This window comes from Clostridium sp. MF28, assembly GCF_002969175.1.
Lineage (GTDB): Bacteria > Bacillota > Clostridia > Clostridiales > Clostridiaceae > Clostridium > Clostridium beijerinckii.
In genome coordinates this window covers 2,320,165-2,339,804 of record NZ_CP014331.1, presented here as the reverse complement: position 1 = coordinate 2,339,804, position 19,640 = coordinate 2,320,165, and the positions used below count along the sequence as shown (strand labels likewise).

The window sequence follows — 19,640 nt, the reverse complement described above, 5'->3', positions numbered from 1 at the left end:
AATTATGGACTATTTTTTATTAAAACAAGATAAAAGATATACAAATACGCCAAAACTTATGAATGTATTTAATAAAATTGATATTAGAAATATTAACTTATTAAATGCTCATAAAATTGAAGAGATGATTATATTTAATATAAAGTGTAATGAAGAAACTGAATTCCTAGATATTTTAGATACTCAACTATTTCTCATATCAGAAGATATGAAGAAAATAATAGAAAAGTATAATGTAGATATTATATTTAAAATTATTCCACTTATAGATTTATCTCATGAAAGGCAGGAAAATTATTATTTACCAATAATTGAAGAATTGAATTGCTTAAGTGAAAAATCGGAATTTAATTTATATAGGACTGAAATTAAAAAAATTATATTAAATAGTGAAAAAATAAAAGGAAAAAAGATTTTTAAAATAAAAGAAAGTTCAAAGACATTAATAGTAGTAAGGTTAGATGTTGCTGAAAGTTTACTTAGAAGAGAATATAAAGGAATATATTTAGAAAGATTAGAAATTGAAAATTGAGTAAATAAAATAGGAGATGATAAGTGTGGCAGATAATATTGCTTATGTAGTTAGAGGAGCTAGAATGAAATGTGATAAGGGCACTCACACAAGAAAGATAAATCTTCCTGTAAGTCATGGAACATATGCAAATAAAAACCCTATGATGAATAAAACAGATAGTATAGTAGATAAAAATATTAGTTATTTTGGAGTATGTAACGGAGATTGTCCGTCTAATGGTGCTGATATTACATTGGTAACAGAAACTGGAGGAATAGTTACAGGGAAAAAATGTCAAGTGAAAACATTAAACGATTGGATAAATGCTAAAGAAGATACTCTAGTTGGAGGAAAAGCTGCATTGACAGAAAAGTCAATATTAGTATGTGCATATGGTGGACAGATAAAATTTGTTGCCAATGGTCAAAAATAAAAAATAAATTTAGAGTGTGAGCAGGAGGTAAATATATGGGAGAAATTCATAGGCTAAGAGTTGAATCACCTTACGAGTTAATGAAAATATTAGATATAAAAATTGAGAATAAGCCTAATGAGCATGGCTATTTATTTTTAAAATGTTTAATAGATGAAAAAATAAATTTTGATTCCGCCATAAAAGCTTCCGCTAATGATAAAATATGTGTTTACGAAGCACCAGAAGAGGAAAACATAAGCTATAATGAAGATTCTGTAAATATTAATATAGTAGATGAAAGAGTTTGTAAAATTCTATTTAAAGGAATAGTTGAAAATATTAATACAAGAAATGTTGATGGAGTTTACTATATAGAAATACAGGCATTAACAATTAGCACCCAATTAGATATAGAAGAAAAAAGCAGATCATTTCAAAATGTAAATATGACATACGACGATTTAATAAATGAAATATTAAGCGAATATTTAGGCTATGGATTTAAGCAATTCGTAGGAAATGGACAACCAATAGGTAAGCCACTATTTCAGTATAGAGAAACAGATTGGAGCTTTTTTAAGAGAGTTGCAAGTGAATTAAAATCAGATATTTATTGTGATATAATGGAAATTAAGAATATATTCAATTTTGGAAGACCACAAGAACATGCATATACATTAAAAGACAGTATTAGCTATAAAGCATGGAAGAATTTAAAAAAGTTTTACCAAGCTAGCGGTAGTGGTAAGTATAATGATACAGATTATTTTTATTATGAAGTAAAAATAAGGGATAAACTTGAAATTTGTTCTCAAATTTATTTTAAGCAAAAAGAATTATATATTAGAGATCATGAAGCTTATGTAGACAGAGGGGAATTAATTTATAATTATAAAATATGCAGGAAAAATGGAGTATGGCAGGAGAGAATATATAATAAATATTTAAAAGGAGCAGCTATCGAAGGAAAAGTCCTTGCAGTACAAGGTGAAATGGTAAAACTTCATCTAGACATAGATAAAAGTCAAAATGAAGATGAAGCAACTTGGTTTTACTATGCACCAATAGCAGGAAATATATTATATTCAATGCCACTAGTTGGTGAAAGTGCAATGTTATATTTTCCTAATGAAACAACTGAAAATCCGATGGTAACAAGCTGTGTACGAAAAAATAGAGCCACTTGTGATAGGCTCTATGATACAGCTAATAGATATTTTGAAACTGAATATGGTAAAGTGATAGAAATGCTTCCAGATGCTTTAAATATAAAAAGTGGAAGCGAAGAAAATTTAAGCATAAATTTTGAAGATGAAACAGGAGTAACAATTAAAAGTCCAAGTGGTTTAAGTTTAAATGCAGGTGGAGAAGTAGTAATAAGTACACCTAATAATGTAAATATAAATGCTACAAGTCAAATATTAATGAAAAAAGGAAAAACATCTAATGTATCGTTGGAAGGTGAAATTAATGTTTTGGGTGGAGCAACAGTAAGTAATGGAAGTGATAGAACAGCATTTCCTAAGTTTACAGATGATGAACCAATACAAGTACAGATTGTAGTAGAACCAAAACCATTAGAAGGACATCTTATAACTAAGGATTCAGCAAAATTATTGAAGGATGTAAATGGAAATGATATTAGTTTTGCTGATGCATGCAGTGCAATAAACGCATTACAAGGAAGTAAGCCTTCATGTGGATCAGTTATTGCTAATGGGGATGGTAATAGTGGGGCTGATAATTCTAATTCGGGTAATAGTAGTTGGAATCAAGCCGATTGGTCAGCATATTTATCTCTAGGAAACGACGCAGGAATTGGTACAAGTGCTGTTCAAGTTGGATTAGAAGCTGGAAAAGTCTATATACCTAGAGTTATTTCAAATGCTATTAAACCTACTTATTCATTTGAATTTAAAAATATAATGGCAGCAAAGGCAGTACAAAATGCAGAGCGATTAGATACAGCTGCTAAGATGGGTAGTAAAGGAGGGTGGATTGCTGCGGGTCTAGATGTGTATTTAAGTTATAAGGCTGATGCAGCAGATAAAAATATATCTCCAGAAAGACGCAATTCCAATGCATATGTTAATGGGGCATTTGATGCTGGTGGAGTGGTACTATCCAATGCAGCTGGAGTGGGAACTGAAGCGTTAATTGCGTCATGGATTGGTGAGGGAGCGGTAACAGGCTCGGCTGTTCCAGGATATGGAACAGCTATTGGTGCACTTGCTGGATTGGTTGTTGGATTAGTATATATAGGAGCTACGCAAGTATGGAAGCCAGGTGGTGAATCAATTCAAGACCGTGTAAAAGATGCAATAGCAAATCCAGATGATAATGTTAAACAAGCTGCAAATAAAACAAGAGCTGGTCAAGATATTTACTATGCTAACAAAATAGCAAATAAAAATTAGAGATTAAATCCATGGCATCAATCAGACTCAATTGAGTAAAATGCGTAATAACTGGGGACAAATAGTTAAATCAATCACAAGTTGGTTAGGGAGATTATCACTATGAATAAATTGCTATCACAATAAGATAAATAGCTTTTGGAAACTATATAAAAGAAGAGTAATAAAAGTGAAGAAGCACTGTAATAGTTTATTAAGTGGCTTTAGGAGGGAATACATTTGAATAAAAATAGTAGCGAAACATCTAGTGATTGGCAAAATGTTATGATTTTTTTTATGGTTTTAATTATTTCGTTACCAATCTTAGGTTCATTATATGAATGGTATTATAATTTTCAAATTTCAAAGTTATCTAATGCGAGCACATTATTGTTCATTCATGATGATATATCACAATGGATAATAACTTTTGCCATACCTATTATAATATTTATGGCAATTTTTATTATAAAAAATTATTCTCACATGAATGCTATGGAAGTTAAAATTTGTTTAATTATTATTATTACAATAATTATGATTTTGACATTCTTTCTTTTTTTAAAATTCTTTGATTATACAGATATAAGTAAGGATGGAATACATGTTAGAAAAAATATTTTTTCAAATATTAAAGATTATAACTGGAGTGATGTGACATCTACAAAAGTATCATATAAAAGAGGGAATAAAGGTGCTCTGATAATTAGTTATGATATATATTTGGATGATGGGAAAATAGTACATGCAAATGATTCAAAAGATTTTTTCGATAATATAGTCAACCTCGATAATTTAATGCAAAATGAAAAGATTATGATTAGTAGACAAAAAATATTGAGTAAGGACTATAGCGATTTTGTAAGTCAGTATCAAGGTCCAGGAGGAGCAAAGAATGATAGATTAGAAGTTGTGGTAAAAATACTGGGTAAATAGAATATTAAATCGTTATATTATGAATTGAAATGTTAGAAATTATATTATTAATATGAAGAGCGGTGATAAATAGTGAAAAGAGAAGTACCTATTTTTTCAGAGTATAACATGAATAAAAAGTTTAAAATTATGCCTTTATTTATAATTCTTTTTATTTTACCTATTTTTCCAATGACTAGTACAAGTGATGTGGAAATTATTTGTTTTCTTCTGGCTATGCAAATAATACCTTCGGTAATAGCAGTTTATATATTAACAAGTCATTTTAGTGTATATTCAAATAAAATAGAAGTTGGAAGTGTTTTCTCAAAATCTATAGTTTTATTTAATAAGATAAAAGTGATAGATATAAAGTTATTTGAAGGATCAAATAAGGGATATAACTGGAGTGCCCTAAAAATTATCTTTTTAGACAAACACAATCATATCTTATGTAGTCTTCCTGCAAGTAATAGTATACCAGGTGTAATTTCTATTTTGAAAAATTATAATTACCAAATAAATATAAGTAATGATTTAAAAGAATATTTAAATGGAGAAGGTTAGAAGTTATATGTTCTCTTTGGCAGTGTAGATGTGCCAAGTGATAAGGAATTTACAGATTTATCATTTAGCATGGATTAGATAAGATTTTTGAGAAAATGCTTAAAGAATATATATTTTGAAGGAAGAAAATATGGAAACAAAAAGGAATATATAGACGCGAATAATTAGGGGATTGTTATAAGGGATGGTATACTTTGTAAAAATAGGAGTTATGTATGGAATGATGTTATAGATGTAGAAGTGTCATATGAGCGAGACATCAAAAGCCAAATAGAACTTTTTTATAACATAAATTTAGATGATGGCACCGTAGTAAATACGCGTAATTCAGAAGATTTTTTTTGCAATATAATAAGTTTAGATAAATTTATGAAAGATAAAAGGATTAAAATTGTTAGAGGTAAAATACAACCAAGCGATCATATGGATTTCGAAAATACATTTAAAGATAGCACGTTAAATGCAGTATTGGAGATATTAAATAAACAATATATTAAATTCAATTGTTCCGATAATTAGTTTAAAGGAATATATTAATATAAAGAGAGGACATGATATATATTGAATAAAGAAATACCTACTTTTTCAGAATACAATATAAAAAGGAAGTTAATACTAATAATTTTTTTTGTGATTATATGTATACTTCCAATTTTTGTATTAATTAATCGGCATGATATATTAGCTATTTGGTGTGTATTTTTATTCGAATTAATATTATTACCATTTATAATTATGTTGATAACAGATCATATTAGTTTATATCAAGATAGAATAGAAACTGGTAGTGTTTTTTCTAAATCAATAATTTTATTTAGTGATATAAAAGGATTAGATTTAAAGTTAATTGAGCAAACATATAGATGGAAGAGATGGAATGTTTTATCAATTGTGTTTTTAAATAATCAAAATTATAGCTTGTTGACTCTTCCTGTAAAATCTATAAAGAGAATATCAGATATTATTTATGCTTTAGAGAATAATAATAAGATAAAGCTAAGTGAGAATCTTATAGAATATTTGAATGAAAATGCTAATTATAAAAAAAATAAAAAATAATATATATGTTATAAAAAGCTTAGTTCATCGAAATTTAATTTATACTATTAATTATTAATAGTAATTATGATTATTTGAATACCATCAAATGCTTACTAGTTCTACATTCCTTTTTACTATTTGAATTTACAGTTGTAAAATCAGGCGTGGAAGCACTGCGTTTTAGAATTTATAAAAAACTATTAGAGGCAAAGGAAATAGAAAATTAATTTAGTAAATACAGCCGTTCAGCTCCTAAATTTTAAAACCATTGATATCACTAGCATTTTGGGTGATTTTAAAAGTGTATCAAATTCTGAGAATTTTCACTATAAATGAGACCTCATTTTTGTTAAGCTATTAACTGAAATGAGGTTTTGTATTTGAGAAAAAATTACTTTGCTAAGTTAGTAAAATATATGAAAAATGTTTATCATATTGAAAATGCACTAAATAAATTAACAGATTTGAGAGTTAATCATACATATGATACAGCACATGTTATAACACTTGTGCTTTTAGGTCTTTTGCTTAGGATAAAAAGTTTCAATGAATTAAATTTTATGATTAAAGATAATGAATTCAGCAAGATATGTCCTTTTATGCAGAGTTTTGCTGAAGAGTTTATACATTTGTGGAAATAATAGTAGTATAAAGGACTGGATGGAAATCAAGAAAATTAATAATTTTATTATTAGTAGGCGTGGCGGCAAAATGGAGGTTAATATGATTGGCAGAATGAAAAGGGACATTGCAACATTAAATAATAAAAAAATAGGAAAAGAGATTACTCAATACACGATAGCAACGGTTATTATTTGGATATATGTATGGATTATGAATATAGTTAAGGATAATGATGTGGTAGGGAAACTTGTATTGGTAATTATGTCTTTTATTGTTCTATGCGGATGTATAACAGCATTCAAGGCTAGAAAAAATAAGATGATACTTATTTTCTTTAAAGTAATTAGTCTGTGGATGATGTCACTAGCATTTTTATCAATGGCCTACACATCTTATTATGTATTCTTAAAATTTAAAAATATTTATTTTGTATATTTAACTATATTTATATATATATTAATTTTTCTTAGCACGCTAAGAATAGTTATAATTAGAGCTAAAACAGAAATGAAAATAAAAAAAGAAATAATGAATAAAAATAAAACAGTGTTAATAGGTGGTCCGATATTTTTTGGTATAGGATATTTTATCATTGAACCAATTGTAAAGAAATATGGTCAATTTACAATGCTTGTTACGATAATTTGTTTTTGTTTACTCATATGTTATATACTTGTAGCATGCTCAACTTATTACTTAGTAGAGTATAAGGTTTCAAAACAATTAAATAAGAAATGATGAGATTGAGTAATTCGACAGCAGTTTAGCTTCTAAATCATAAAATCATTGAAATCACTAGTGTTTTTAGTAATTTAAAAAGTGTATCAAATTCGGAGAATTTTCACTATAAAAGGAAACCTCATTTTTGTTAAACTAATAACCGAAATGAGGTTTTATAAATTGAGGAAAAATTACTTTGCTAAGTTAATAAGATACATGAAAAATGTATATCATATTGAAAATGGATTAAATAAATTAACAGATGGGAGAGTTAATCCTACATATGATACAGCAAAGGCTGTAACACTTGTACTGTTAGGTTTTTTACTTAGAATCAAAAGTTTTAATGAATTGAATTTGATGATTAAAAATAATGAATTCAGCAAACTATTTCCAAGAGGTACAAGGCTGCCATTGGTTGATAGTATTAGAGATACTTTAAAGATTATTGATATTAAAGGCTTAAAAGAAATAAATGAATATATAATAAAGAAGGCAGTAGAGAATAAAGTTTTTGAAAATGGAACAATTGATGGATGTACAGTGGCCGCTATAGATGGAACAAAGTTCTTCGGAAGTAATAAGAAAAGCTGCCCAGAATGCTTAAGGAATAAATCTCATTGTTTTCATAGTGGAGTCGTCATGTCAATAGTTGGAGAAGGACCAAAGCTTGTTATTGATTTTGAAAATTATAGACCAGGACAAGATTCGGAATCAAAGGATGAAGGAGAACAAAATGTGGCAAAAAGGCTGTTTACAGATGTATTAAGAGTTCATAAAAGTTTAATTGATGTTGTAGTTTATGATGCTCTTGCCTGTAATTCCGTTTGGATTAATCATTGTAGGCAGCATGGTGTTGATACAATTGTTAGAACGAAGAATAACAATAATAAAAGCATTAGAGAAGTGAAAAAGAGAGTAAATAAGTCAGAGAAAGCTGAAGTTTGGACAAATGAAAGAGGTTTTGAAAAAATTGAAGTATATGAGTTAGTATTTATTATGGACAAGGTAAAAGAGCCATTGCGTTTTATGAAATATGCAATGAAATATCAAAATAAAAAGAGGTCACAAATAATGATTATAACGACTTGTATGGATATGGAATTTGAAACTTTATTTAAAATAATAAGAGCACGCTGGGATATTGAAAATTCATTTTTAATAATTTGAAAAAAGAAAGTGGCTTAGAACATTGCTTTGTGCATGGAGGTAAAGCAGTTGAAGCTGTACTTTATTTGATATTTATTGCATCAAACATAATGCAATTATTTCTATTTAGGCGGTTGAGAAAGCATTTTTCAACACAACGAGAAATTGTAAGACTTTTGCTAAAGGGATTGTATCTGATTGAATATAAATCAGAGTTGGTTTTCAATAGTGCTTAAAGAGTAAAAAAACATAATAATGGAGAAATAATTTTTGGGGTAGGGGAAAGTCTATCTATTTTTAGAATATTGAATGTTTTCAAGCAAGGATTAATGGAAAATATTTGTAAATTTATGTATAATTATAGCAAAAGCTAGATTGCTTGGTGGTTCACCAACAATCAATATTTAATTCTGAGGTTAATGGTAATAAGCTCAGAATTAAAGAAATTAAAGAACACTGGAAAGCAAAAGGAGAACGATTGATAGAAAAAGAACCTTGAAAGTGGTATGATCCAGGCCCAAAATAGAAACAAATATTAAAAATTTAAGGAGATAAGGATATGTATGAATCAAAAATTCAAGAATTAATTGTAAGTAAAGGAATAGATTATTGTATAATTAGTTATCTAGATAATAATGGGATTAAGTTTCTTGGGGAAATGAGTAATTTAAAGGAAAAAGATCTACCAAAGCAATTATTTGGTGATTTAGATACGATAACTAATTTAAATAATTCGTTAATAGGACAGGAAATGCCAGTAACATGGAAACAGGGAGAAGTAAAAGGAATTGTTTGTAAACCTAAAGCAGATGTCATTATTGGTTTATTTTATAATGAGTATCGATCATTATTCGATTCTATCGATTTTTGTAATGAAATAACTTTAGAACTTTTAAAGATATTTAAGTGATACTTATGATCATACATTAACTTATTCTGATATTCAAAATCTAATCTTCTAAATCATAATTAAATTAACATCAAAAGTATAATAGGGATTTTAAGAGTACAATGTTGTTTCTAGATTTACTAGAGTATATGAAGTTTTTGCAGCTGATGTTGCGAATTTAGATGGAGATTTAAATTCAGAAGAAGAAGTTTAGCTTCTAAATCATAAAACTGTTGATATTAGTGATATTATTAGCAATTTAAAAAGTATATCAAATTCCGAGAATTTCCGCTATAAATGAAACCTCATTTTTATTAAGCTATTAACTGAAATGAGGTTCTGTAATTGAGAAAAAATTACTTTGCTAAGTTAGTAAAACATATGAAAAATGTTTATTATATTGAAAGTGAACTAAATAAATTAACAGATTTGAGAGTTAATCCTACATATGATACAGCACAGGTTATAACACTTGTGTTGTTAGGGTTTTTACTTAGAATCAAAAGTTTTAATGAGTTAAATATAAGTTGGTTTTTGGTTTAAGAAAAGCACTTTATGGTATATAATAAAAGTATAAATAAATGGAAGATGTGGTGATTAAGATGGTAAGAAAAGAAGTTTTAGATGATGGATTTATAATGTCACCTAAAAATGATTTTGTTTTTAAATTATTATTTGGAGATGAGAAAAATAAGGATTTATTAATAGAATTATTAAATTCAATATTAAAGATGCCACATGATGAATTAGAAGATATAGAACTAATTAATACAGAACTATTAAGAGAATTTTCTGAAGATAGAAAAGGAATTTTAGATGTTAGAGCAAAAACTAAAAGCGGTGAGCATATAGATATAGAAATCCAAGTTTTATATACCGATTACATGGCTGAAAGAACATTATTTTATTGGAGTAAAATGTATAATGGTCAGATAAAATCAGGAGATACATATGATAAACTAAAAAAATGTATAACAATAAATATAGTTGATTTTAATTGTATAGAAATAAATAAACTTCATACAAGTTTTCATATTACAGAAGATGAAACAAATAAAAAGTTAACAGATGTATTAGAGATTCATTATTTAGAATTACCCAAATTGTTTGATAATAATATTCCAAAAGATGAATCTGAACCATTAGTTCAATGGATGATGTTCTTACAATCAAGAAATAAGGAGGCGTTTGAAATGCTAGCAGAAAAAAACGAAAAAATAAAAAAAGCATATAATATTCTTGAAGTTATAAGTAAAGATGATAATGCAAGAGCAGCATATGAAGCAAGAGAAGCAGAACTTCATGATCAAATGACAAGACTTAAAAGTGCTAGAGAAGAAGGCATAAAAGAAGGATTGAAGGAAGCAACAATAAAAAATGCAAAAAATTTTTTAATTATGGGACTGGATGTTGATATGGTTGCAAAGGGAACAGGGTTAAGTGTTGACGAAGTCTTAAAAATTAAGGAAGAACTAAATTAATAAAAATAATATAGTGATAAGTTATTAAAATGAATTTTTGCAATAAATGAGAGAGTGTATATTTCAAGTTGAAGAAATATATGCTCTTTTATTATGTAAAAAAATATAGTATGAGCAGAACTTTAGTTTCAAAATCATAGAGTCATTTATATAAGTGGTGCCTTTTAAGATTTAAAAGGTATATCAAATTCGGAAAAATTTCACTGCAAATAAAATCTCATTTTTGCCAAATTAATAAGCAAAGTAAGGTTTTATAATTTGAAAAAATTACTTTATAAAATTGTTAACCTATATGAGAAATGTATACTATATTGAAATTTCGGTTCTTAATGTAATAAAGAACTTTATAAAACCACCCCAAAACCTATTACATAAAATAGGATAGTATATTGCAAAATCATAAAAGAATCCAAAACAAGTTATAATATGGATTAATTTGACATATAAACATTAAAATGTTATATTTATATAAATTGTAATTTTGAGAGGAAGAGAACTATGTAATGTGTATATTCTAATAGATTATATCTAATTTTATTAGGTAGTCGATTATATCAATAATATTTGATATAAAATTAAGAGCTTTATTAAAAGTATGATAAATAAAAGTTTTCATATTATAGAAAACTTCTTTTTAAGATGCTCTTATTTCAGTCGCATGAAAATAAACAAGCAAATAGACTTGTTATTTTTTGAATGTGCCTAAATTAGAATATACTTTTCAATAACATAGCAAAGGCAATTATAAGATAGGATATTTTATTATTACTTTCTTTTAAATGCTTAATTCTCTAAAAAAGCAATATCTTTTTTAGTTTATTTGTGTTGTGAAAAGTTAAATTCGCAGCACTTTTTATTTTGTAAAAATATTGGTGCACGGGGAGATTTTGTGATTGTAGATGTTCAATATAAATTTCTCATTGAAAATAATAAGTTGAACTTATACCATAAGGGACACAATGTCTGGGGGCTAAGTCATTGTTATTTCCCACGTAAAAGAAGATGGGAGTGTTATAGTGGCTAGATATTAGATAAATAAACTAAGAAAGAAGAGATAATATGGACGGAATGTTTAAATATCCAAGAACTCGTCACATTGAGGGGTCAAGGCTTCAAGCTGGCGATGAGGATTTAAAAAGTGTTAAATTTGAAGTTATTAAAGATAAATATATAGTTGTAGAAGAAAAAGTTGATGGAGCAAATACAGGAATCAGCTTTGATAAGAATGGAAATCTACTTTTGCAGAGCAGAGGTCATTTTTTAAATGGAGGATATGGTGAAAAGCAGTTTTCACTATTTAAAATGTGGGCTAATTCTAATAAAAATGAGCTTGAAAGCATACTAGGAAATAGATATGTAATGTATGGGGAATGGCTATATGCAAAACACACTGTTTTCTATGATGAACTCACTCATTATTTTATGGAATTTGATATTTACGATAAGTTGGAAAATAAATTTTTAAGTACTAAAAGAAGAAAGGAAATGCTTCAAGGACATAAATTTATTACTTCAGTTTTAGTACTCTATGAAGGAAAATTGAACAAATTAAAAGAATTAACTTCGTTTTTAGGTAGATCCAATTTTAAATCTGAAAACTGCCAAGAAGTTTTTAAAAAGCAATGTGAGGAATTAAATTTGTCTTATGAAATTGCAAAAAAGCAAACAGATGCTTCAGACTTAATGGAAGGATTATATATCAAGGTTGAAAGTGAAAATGAAGTTATAGATAGATTTAAATATGTAAGGAATTCTTTTTTAAATACTATATTAGACTCTGAAACTCATTGGATTAATAGACCTATCATTCCTAATAAGCTTAAAGAGGGGTTAGATTTATTTTCTCTAGGAGAAGAGGTGTAAGAAGTGAAGAGTGATTTATTTGAAAATATGATTAATAAACAATTTGATTTTCAGAGTATAGCCGATAGCTTTCAAGTTATAAATAACCTTATTGAAATACCTCAAAATCCCAAATATCATGGTGAAGGGAATGTTTATATTCACACTAAAAATGTGTGTGATGAGCTTTTGAAGTTAAATGAATGGAAGGAACTTTCTAATAAGCAAAGGGTGATTTTATATTTAGCTGCCTTGTTCCATGATATAGGGAAAATAAGCTGTACCAAAATTGAAGATGGAGAAATAGTATCTGCAAAGCATGCCATAAAAGGAGCAAAGAGGTTTAGAGAACTAGTTTATATGGAATATGCTCAAAAATATGAAATTGATTTTCAAACTAGAGAACAAATTGCAGCCTTAATAAAATATCATGGCTTGCCACTACTCTTTATGGAGAAGGAAGATTTAGAGTATAATTTAATTAAAGCAAGTGAATGCTTGGACATGAATTTATTATATCTTTTGTCAAGGGCAGATCTGTTAGGAAGAGAATGTGGCGATAAAAAAGAGCTTTTAAATAAGATAGAGTATTTTAGGGAATATTCCATTGAAATAGGGTGTTTTTATTCTAAAAAAGAATTTAGAAATGAATATACGAGGTTCAAATATTTTAATAGTAAAAATATTTGGTATGGTGATGAAGTATTTGATATTACAAGCTTTGAAGTTATAGTAATGGTTGGATTTCCACTTGCAGGTAAGGATACTTATATAAAAGAAAATTTAAGCCATATGCATGTGATTTCCTTAGATGATATAAGAGAAGAATTCAATGTGTCGCCGAGAGATAATTCAAGTAAAATTGCTATGGTTGCAAAAGATAGAGCAAAGGATTATCTGCGATTAAAGGAGCCCTTTGTATGGGATGCAACAAATATTGTAAGTGATACTAGAAAGAAGTTATGTGATTTATTTTCATCCTATGGAGCTAGAGTCAAATTTATTTATATTGAAGTGCCATATAACGAACTTATTTCAAGGAATAGAACTAGAGCTAGAAGCGTGCCAATAAAAGTAATAAATAACATGATTCATAAATTTGATATGCTAGAAAGCTTTGAAGGATATAAAACGGAATTTCATGTGAATGGAGATTCCAAAGAAGTAAGCATTGAAAAGGAATATTAGATGTTAGAGTTAAAATCAAAAATGGTGAGCAAATAGATATAGAAATCTAAGTTCTATATGAGAAATATATGGCAGAAAGAACTTTATTTTATAATTATAGTAGTAAGAATAAGAGTAAAATATATCATGGTATTGATTAGTTAAAAAATAAAAGGAACATATATTTATAATTGAAAAATATGTGTTCCTTTATTATATGAAAATAATGGATATAAAAAATATAAATAACCCTAATGAATAGGGCTATTTATATTTAAAAATCGTTATAGATCACTCAATAAATTTTATTATTTTATAACCATTTTAGAAATGCTTTCAGTATAATTAGTTGTATCTGATGGCAACCATATATTTCCGACTTTAGTGAAGCTGAATGTATTTTCAGTTGTTGTTGGGCTTATTTGGCCCTTATTAATTGAATCTATTAGGTTTGCAACATAAGCTTCTGTAAGTTTTTGTTTATCTCTAATACCATTTGATAGTGCCTGAGATGTAGTAATATTTACAGCATCTTTAGAGATTTGATCTCTATCTATAAATGTTGATGATACTTTAACTTGTGCAGAATTATCTGTTTTAGACACTTCTTCAAAATTAACTGAGTTTTTACTTATAGCACTTCTTAGAGCAGTTATCATTCCTTGAAGTTGATCATCCGATAATGAAATACCAGATTGTCCAGATTCTTTCTTAAAAGTTTTAAAATCATTTTTATTTATATTCTTAATTATTCTTTCGCCAAAAGCTTTGCTGTAACCAAGTTTCTCCATGCCGTTACTATCTTCCTTAATTACTAAGTTCCAAAGAACTTCAGCACTTTCTTTTGGGGAGATACTTTCTTCATCAATATTAAGATTAGGATTATCTTTATTTACTGCTAATTCAACTAACTTGTACCCGAAATTAGTTTGATCATTTGCAATCCAATATCTATTAACTTTTTTAAATTTAAATGTATTTGAAGATTTATCAGAGCTCACTTCTGCATTTTTTAATCCTTCTGTAAGCTTGCTTAAATATATTTCACCAAATTTTTTATTTTCCTCTTCATTACTTGTAAATTCCATCTTATCCGTTTCATCTAAAGCATCCATTGCTGCTTGTTCATCGATTTTTTTTATATCAAAATTAGTAGTTGAAATTTCTACTTCGGCTTCGTCACCAGATTTAGAAATTTGCTTTGTTTCATAGGTAATCTTTGAAAGTGCTTCTTTATATGCTTCACATATAGAATTTAATTGTTCATCTGAAGCTGAATATTGCATCAAAAGAACATTTTTTCTTAATTGATCCTTAATTTTATCTTCGTATTCTTTTATTATATTGTCTTTCTCAGAGTCAGATACCCCTATCTTTTGAAGATCTTTAGCATCAGATTTAAATATTAGTGAACAGTAAATGTCAGCTGAATTTTTTGCTGCATTACTATCAAAGCATCCACTAAATAAAAAACTAAATAGTAACGCCACCAATACTAAAAAACTAATTATTCTTTTTTTCTTCATTATTTTTTACCCCTATCATTTTAAGTTTAGTAGTTAACAAAGTACATTATATCATCCAATTAAAGTAATTTAAAGTTGTTTTTTACTAATATGGATGCTATTATAAAATGGAATTGGGGTAAAATTTCATATCTATCTTTAAAGATAAAGAGAAAAGAGTGATGAAAATAATGAAGGATAGATTAAAGAAAATATGTTAAATACAGTTAAATTTCAGCAGTAACTAAACTTTTAATTAATATAAAATATTCTTAAGTAAAGTTTATATATAATTTTAAAGACCACTGTCCTAAGTTATTTTAGAACGGTGGTCTTTGTATAGAACTTTTATTACAAATAATGTTTATTATGTAAAAGGATTTTATAAAATGAAAATGTATACAAAAGTTTTGTTAGAGTATAATTTTAGTAGGCAAAGATAATAAAGAATACTATATAAATAATAAAGGAGATGCAAAAGCATCTCCTCAATACATAAATTATCCATTATAATTAAGTTGACGAAACTAAATAGAATAGAGTTAGATTTATGTATGAATTAAGTTTAAATGATAATGGATTTACTTTCAAGGAGTTAGAGAAAAGAATTTATAAATATGCTTGTGATGAAGCTTGCAATGCATTAAAAAGCATATTAGAATCCTTGGATGAAAAACTACTTAATGAAAGAGATAGCAAGGTTTACCGTAATAAAGGCCGTAAGCAAACTTGTTTGAGGACTATTATGGGGAATGTAGAGTATTCTAGGCGTGTTTATGAATTAAAACTTGAGGATGGTAAGAAAGCAACTAAATACCTTTTGGATGAGTATTTAGGAATGGATACTATAGGAAATGTTTCTATAAATCTCGTAGAAACTATTTTGACTAACGTGGCGGATGTTTCTTTTAGAAAGACATCTGAGAATATTAAAACTATGTGTAATCAAGAAATTAGTGCTCAAGGCGTTTGGAACGTAGTTCAAACAGTTGGAGAAAAGATTAAAGAACTAGAAAATCGTAAAATTGAACTAGATGATAAAGGTGTGTTAAAAGGCGAAAAGGAAGTACCAGTATTGTTTCAAGAGCAAGATGGAGTTTGGCTCTATCTTCAAGGTAAAGATAGACCAAAAGGGAAAAATAAAAAGAAAGAGTTAAAACTAGCAGTATCATATACAGGCTGGACTTTACGTCCAGGAAGCAAAAAAGAATATGTAGTTGTTGATAAAACTGCTTGTGCAAGTTTTAGTAATTCTAGCCACTTTAAAAAGCTTGCTAGCGCAACAATTTCAGAAAAATACAATGTAGACGAAATTCAAACTAGAATATTAAACGGTGATGGAGCAAAGTGGATTAAGGCAACTTGTGAGGATCAAGACATTCATTTTCAACTAGATCCATTTCATGTAGGTCAAGCAATTATGCGTAAGGTAAGTGATAAAAGAACCCAAAAGCAATTATTAAAACTATTTAGAGAAGGTAAAATTGATGAAGGTCTAGAAGCTATTGTAAATATGATGACACTTACAAATGAAGAAGATGTTTCATTTAAGAAGCTTACTGAGTTATATGATTACTTAGCTCACAATAGAGATGGATTAACACCATATAAATTAAGAGGTAACATAGACATGCCTACGGCGCCGGAAGGCATAGAATACAGGAATTTAGGTACAATGGAACATAATATTTGTGATGTATTAGCTCAAAGGATGAAGGGCAGAAAAATGAGCTGGTCTATTAATGGTGCAGATAATTTATCTAAAATATTATCTGAAAAATTTAGTAATAGGTTGTTTGATACTGTGGATAAAATCTATAGAAATATTATTCCTGATAATGTTATTGATACAATAGTTACAAAACTACCATTAACAGTATTTCAAGCAAATAAAGAATCTAATAAATGTAAGGTATATAAGTGTAATAGCGCACAAATTCCGTACAGCGGAGCTGCCACAACGCTAGGTAGAAAAATAGTGCGTGATTTATGTGGATTAAAATCATTTAGTGATATTAGTTATAGTTAAGTATAAAGCGTGTGTAGGGAAATTCTAAAAATATGATGTAAAATAATGGATAATAAATTAAATAAAATTCTTGCCAACTTTTACTTGACTCAAACAAAGTTTTAGATTAATTGTATCCAATGGTAAAAATACAGTATAATTACATATTTAATTTATTAATTAAGTTTATTATTTATGTTATAATGAATTTGAAATAGGTATTCTACAGATTATTTTTGTAGAAAGGAGTAATAAAAGCAAAATGTTTAACGTTAACAATGTCACTATGAAGTCGTATTTAGATAGGAATACTCAATGGGAACAGAATTAAATTTCTTTGTTTGAATAAAAAAATTAAAACTCTTAAAATAAGAAAAATATTTATAATTTCGGTATGTTTCAACAGAAGTCTAAATTATATATTATCTATCTATAGAATTAAAATTTTACATTAAAATATAAAAAAGGGAGAATAAATATGAAACAAGATAAAAATTATCTATCAGCAATTTTAATTATAGCAGCTACTGGGTTTAGCTTATTTATTATTATGCAGAATTTTTTAACTAAAACAAATGAGAGAGGGATTAGTGCTGGATTGCCATTAATGATTCCAACATTGGCATTACTTATTCCTTTAGCCATAATAATTGTAACAATGATTTCACGGGAAGTAAAATATAAGAAAGCTCTAACTAATGGGGTTAAAAGTGTGGGACTTATTAGAAAGATAACAGAAACAGGGAAGAAGTATTCAAGAAAATTGGAAGAAGTTAAATTGGAACTTGATGTTTTAGAGCAGAATGGAAGTGAATTTTTAGGGGAAGTAACAACAGTTATTCGTTATGCAGAATTAGAGTTCTTAAAAGAAGGGGAGCCAGTTCCTGTTATTTATAAATTGGATAATAAGGAAGAAATATCAATAGATAGGAAACCCAATGTAAACGAGCTTAAGGATAGAATAAACAATTATAAAACACAAAAGAATATGAAGTAATTAAAAGTAAATTTAGGTATATATAATATAATTTTTAGCAAATACTAGCTTTATATAAACAAACACACAATATAAATATAAAGAGAGGAGAAAAAGAACCAGCGTATATATGCTGGTTTTTTGAAAAAATATGTTTATACCTAAAAGAGTTATATTTGAAAAAGATTCATTAGATTATGAGGCAGCTAAAAATATTTTAAACAAGTTTAAAGATAAAAAGGATGTTGAAATTATCAATATTACTTCAAATAAATTGAAACAGCATATTCCTGGAGAAGATTTTTATGCTCAGTATAGGGAAGGAAAGAAGACTTTAGTGGTTGGAACAAAGAAGAGTCTGAAATTTCAATCTTGTAAGCCTTCGGCTCATTATCAATTACCACTAATATCAGGGTGTATGGGGCAATGTGAATATTGTTATTTAAACACAAAACTCGGTGACAAGCCTTTTGTAAAGGTACATGTAAATATTGATGAGATTTTAAGTCAGGCTCAGAAGTATATAGATGAAAGGTTGCCCGAAATAACCATATTTGAAGGTGCAGCTACATCAGATCCAATTCCCGTGGAACCTTATACTCATTCACTTGAAAAGGCTATAGTATTTTTTGGTAAGCATGAAAATGCTAGATTCAGGTTTGTAACAAAGTATAATGATATAGATTCACTATTGGATTTAGAACATAATGGTCATACTGAAATGAGATTTAGCATTAATACATCATCAGTTATTAATAAGTATGAGCATGCAACAGCTTCACGTGACTTAAGGATAGAAGCTAGTATAAAGGCGGCTAAAGCAGGATATCCAATTGGTTTTTTAGTTGCACCTGTGTTCATTTATCCAAATTGGAAAGAAGAATATCATGATTTATTGCTAAGCTTAAGTAAAAATCTGCCAAGGGATTTAAAAACTCCAGTGACCTTTGAGATAATATCTCATCGTTATACATCAACAGCAAAAAATATAATACTTCAGGTTTTTCCAGAAAGTGAATTACCAATGAGTGATGAAGAGCGTAAATTCAAATATGGTCAATTTGGATATGGAAAGTATGTTTATCCAAAAGAAAATATAGATGAAATGAAACAATTCTTTATAAAAGAAATAGAGGACTTATTTGAAAATAAAGAAATTAAGTATGTTATATAGATAAATAACAGGGCGTAGATTTAAGTTTATATACTGAAATGCAGTGTGGGTTTTATATTTAATAGATGTAATATTCCATAGGACTACTGGAATATAATTGAAAACACTAAAAAGCAGGTATCATCCAATTCATCATACTTAATTTTATTTTAACAAGCTAAATTGGAAAGAACTGCTTTTTAGAATCTTTTGCGATACCATTTATCTTTTCAGAGTAAGAGTATCTGTACGTTCAATAAGTTCAAATACAATTCTAA

At 27.8% G+C, this 19,640-nt stretch carries 19 protein-coding genes; 18 read left to right on the top strand and 1 reads right to left on the bottom strand.

Annotation, left to right across the window (positions count from 1 at the left end; translation table 11 throughout):
• Nucleotides 1-4 precede the first annotated feature (4 nt).
• From AXY43_RS10330 to AXY43_RS10260, 15 genes are all read left to right on the top strand, one after another.
• On the top strand, nucleotides 5-532 hold the full coding sequence (locus tag AXY43_RS10330; protein WP_105411509.1) for an imm11 family protein: 528 nt from the start codon (nucleotides 5-7) through the stop codon (nucleotides 530-532).
• A gap of 25 nt (nucleotides 533-557) precedes the next feature.
• The gene (locus AXY43_RS10325; protein WP_423236890.1) at nucleotides 558-947 is read left to right on the top strand and encodes a DUF4280 domain-containing protein; all 390 of its coding nucleotides are present in this window, start codon (nucleotides 558-560) and stop codon (nucleotides 945-947) included.
• A 35-nt stretch (nucleotides 948-982) separates the two neighbouring features.
• A complete protein-coding gene (locus AXY43_RS27865) occupies nucleotides 983-3,346 on the top strand; it encodes a hypothetical protein (protein ID WP_242986342.1) in 2,364 nt (787 codons plus the stop codon).
• Between the two features lie 219 nt (nucleotides 3,347-3,565).
• Entirely contained in the window at nucleotides 3,566-4,261 is a 696-nt protein-coding gene (locus AXY43_RS10315; protein ID WP_039770122.1) for a hypothetical protein, read from the top strand.
• Nucleotides 4,262-4,369: 108 nt separating this feature from the next.
• On the top strand, nucleotides 4,370-4,807 hold the full coding sequence (locus tag AXY43_RS10310) for a hypothetical protein (protein ID WP_146145470.1): 438 nt from the start codon (nucleotides 4,370-4,372) through the stop codon (nucleotides 4,805-4,807).
• Nucleotides 4,808-5,047: 240 nt separating this feature from the next.
• Nucleotides 5,048-5,326 carry a hypothetical protein gene (locus AXY43_RS10305; protein ID WP_105411507.1) on the top strand — a complete coding sequence of 93 codons (279 nt, stop codon included), beginning with the start codon at nucleotides 5,048-5,050 and terminating at the stop codon, nucleotides 5,324-5,326.
• 216 nt (nucleotides 5,327-5,542) lie between these two features.
• Entirely contained in the window at nucleotides 5,543-5,866 is a 324-nt protein-coding gene (locus AXY43_RS10300; RefSeq protein WP_146145469.1) for a hypothetical protein, read from the top strand.
• Between the two features lie 362 nt (nucleotides 5,867-6,228).
• Nucleotides 6,229-6,489, top strand: coding sequence for a hypothetical protein (locus tag AXY43_RS10295; protein WP_105411506.1), 261 nt, complete (start codon nucleotides 6,229-6,231; stop codon nucleotides 6,487-6,489).
• A 19-nt stretch (nucleotides 6,490-6,508) separates the two neighbouring features.
• Nucleotides 6,509-7,210: a hypothetical protein gene (locus AXY43_RS10290; protein ID WP_206608183.1), complete on the top strand. Its 702-nt coding sequence runs from the start codon at nucleotides 6,509-6,511 to the stop codon at nucleotides 7,208-7,210.
• A 162-nt stretch (nucleotides 7,211-7,372) separates the two neighbouring features.
• Nucleotides 7,373-8,362: a transposase gene (locus tag AXY43_RS27860; RefSeq protein ID WP_069187755.1), complete on the top strand. Its 990-nt coding sequence runs from the start codon at nucleotides 7,373-7,375 to the stop codon at nucleotides 8,360-8,362.
• A gap of 538 nt (nucleotides 8,363-8,900) precedes the next feature.
• Nucleotides 8,901-9,251, top strand: coding sequence for a hypothetical protein (locus AXY43_RS10280; RefSeq protein WP_039770132.1), 351 nt, complete (start codon nucleotides 8,901-8,903; stop codon nucleotides 9,249-9,251).
• A gap of 324 nt (nucleotides 9,252-9,575) precedes the next feature.
• Nucleotides 9,576-9,773, top strand: coding sequence for a hypothetical protein (locus AXY43_RS10275; RefSeq protein ID WP_039770134.1), 198 nt, complete (start codon nucleotides 9,576-9,578; stop codon nucleotides 9,771-9,773).
• Nucleotides 9,774-9,811: 38 nt separating this feature from the next.
• The gene (locus AXY43_RS10270) at nucleotides 9,812-10,711 is read left to right on the top strand and encodes an Rpn family recombination-promoting nuclease/putative transposase (RefSeq protein WP_243099200.1); all 900 of its coding nucleotides are present in this window, start codon (nucleotides 9,812-9,814) and stop codon (nucleotides 10,709-10,711) included.
• 1,059 nt (nucleotides 10,712-11,770) lie between these two features.
• Complete coding sequence (locus tag AXY43_RS10265) at nucleotides 11,771-12,574, top strand: RNA ligase family protein (RefSeq protein ID WP_039770138.1); 804 nt, start codon at nucleotides 11,771-11,773, stop codon at nucleotides 12,572-12,574.
• Between the two features lie 3 nt (nucleotides 12,575-12,577).
• Complete coding sequence (locus tag AXY43_RS10260) at nucleotides 12,578-13,741, top strand: AAA family ATPase (RefSeq protein ID WP_051144785.1); 1,164 nt, start codon at nucleotides 12,578-12,580, stop codon at nucleotides 13,739-13,741.
• Between the two features lie 287 nt (nucleotides 13,742-14,028).
• On the opposite strand, the gene AXY43_RS10255 is transcribed toward AXY43_RS10260, so the two are convergent.
• Nucleotides 14,029-15,246 (bottom strand): DUF5105 domain-containing protein, encoded by a 1,218-nt coding sequence (locus tag AXY43_RS10255; RefSeq protein WP_039770140.1) that lies wholly within the window; start codon nucleotides 15,244-15,246, stop codon nucleotides 14,029-14,031.
• Between the two features lie 529 nt (nucleotides 15,247-15,775).
• Between AXY43_RS10255 and AXY43_RS10250 the strand changes: the two genes are divergently transcribed.
• The 3 genes from AXY43_RS10250 (at nucleotide 15,776) to splB (ending at nucleotide 19,383) form a co-directional block, all read left to right on the top strand.
• Nucleotides 15,776-17,254: an ISLre2 family transposase gene (locus AXY43_RS10250; protein ID WP_077870071.1), complete on the top strand. Its 1,479-nt coding sequence runs from the start codon at nucleotides 15,776-15,778 to the stop codon at nucleotides 17,252-17,254.
• A gap of 457 nt (nucleotides 17,255-17,711) precedes the next feature.
• The gene (locus AXY43_RS10245; protein WP_039770142.1) at nucleotides 17,712-18,230 is read left to right on the top strand and encodes a hypothetical protein; all 519 of its coding nucleotides are present in this window, start codon (nucleotides 17,712-17,714) and stop codon (nucleotides 18,228-18,230) included.
• Nucleotides 18,231-18,360: 130 nt separating this feature from the next.
• Complete coding sequence (gene splB, locus AXY43_RS10240; protein ID WP_012060518.1) at nucleotides 18,361-19,383, top strand: spore photoproduct lyase; 1,023 nt, start codon at nucleotides 18,361-18,363, stop codon at nucleotides 19,381-19,383.
• Nucleotides 19,384-19,640: the final 257 nt, after the last annotated feature.

Bases quoted from the DNA above. Each gene is read 5' to 3' on its own strand.
- AXY43_RS10280 (WP_039770132.1), top strand. From the start codon at position 8,901: ATGTATGAATCAAAAATTCAAGAATTAATTGTAAGTAAAGGAATAGAT.
- AXY43_RS10245 (WP_039770142.1), top strand. From the start codon at position 17,712: ATGAAACAAGATAAAAATTATCTATCAGCAATTTTAATTATAGCAGCT.
- AXY43_RS10270 (WP_243099200.1), top strand. From the start codon at position 9,812: ATGGAAGATGTGGTGATTAAGATGGTAAGAAAAGAAGTTTTAGATGAT.
- AXY43_RS10265 (WP_039770138.1), top strand. From the start codon at position 11,771: ATGGACGGAATGTTTAAATATCCAAGAACTCGTCACATTGAGGGGTCA.
- AXY43_RS10330 (WP_105411509.1), top strand. From the start codon at position 5: ATGGACTATTTTTTATTAAAACAAGATAAAAGATATACAAATACGCCA.
- AXY43_RS27865 (WP_242986342.1), top strand. From the start codon at position 983: ATGGGAGAAATTCATAGGCTAAGAGTTGAATCACCTTACGAGTTAATG.
- AXY43_RS10255 (WP_039770140.1), bottom strand. From the start codon at position 15,246: ATGAAGAAAAAAAGAATAATTAGTTTTTTAGTATTGGTGGCGTTACTA.
- AXY43_RS10310 (WP_146145470.1), top strand. From the start codon at position 4,370: ATGAATAAAAAGTTTAAAATTATGCCTTTATTTATAATTCTTTTTATT.
- AXY43_RS10290 (WP_206608183.1), top strand. From the start codon at position 6,509: ATGGAAATCAAGAAAATTAATAATTTTATTATTAGTAGGCGTGGCGGC.
- AXY43_RS10300 (WP_146145469.1), top strand. From the start codon at position 5,543: ATGTTGATAACAGATCATATTAGTTTATATCAAGATAGAATAGAAACT.
- AXY43_RS10250 (WP_077870071.1), top strand. From the start codon at position 15,776: ATGTATGAATTAAGTTTAAATGATAATGGATTTACTTTCAAGGAGTTA.
- splB (WP_012060518.1), top strand. From the start codon at position 18,361: ATGTTTATACCTAAAAGAGTTATATTTGAAAAAGATTCATTAGATTAT.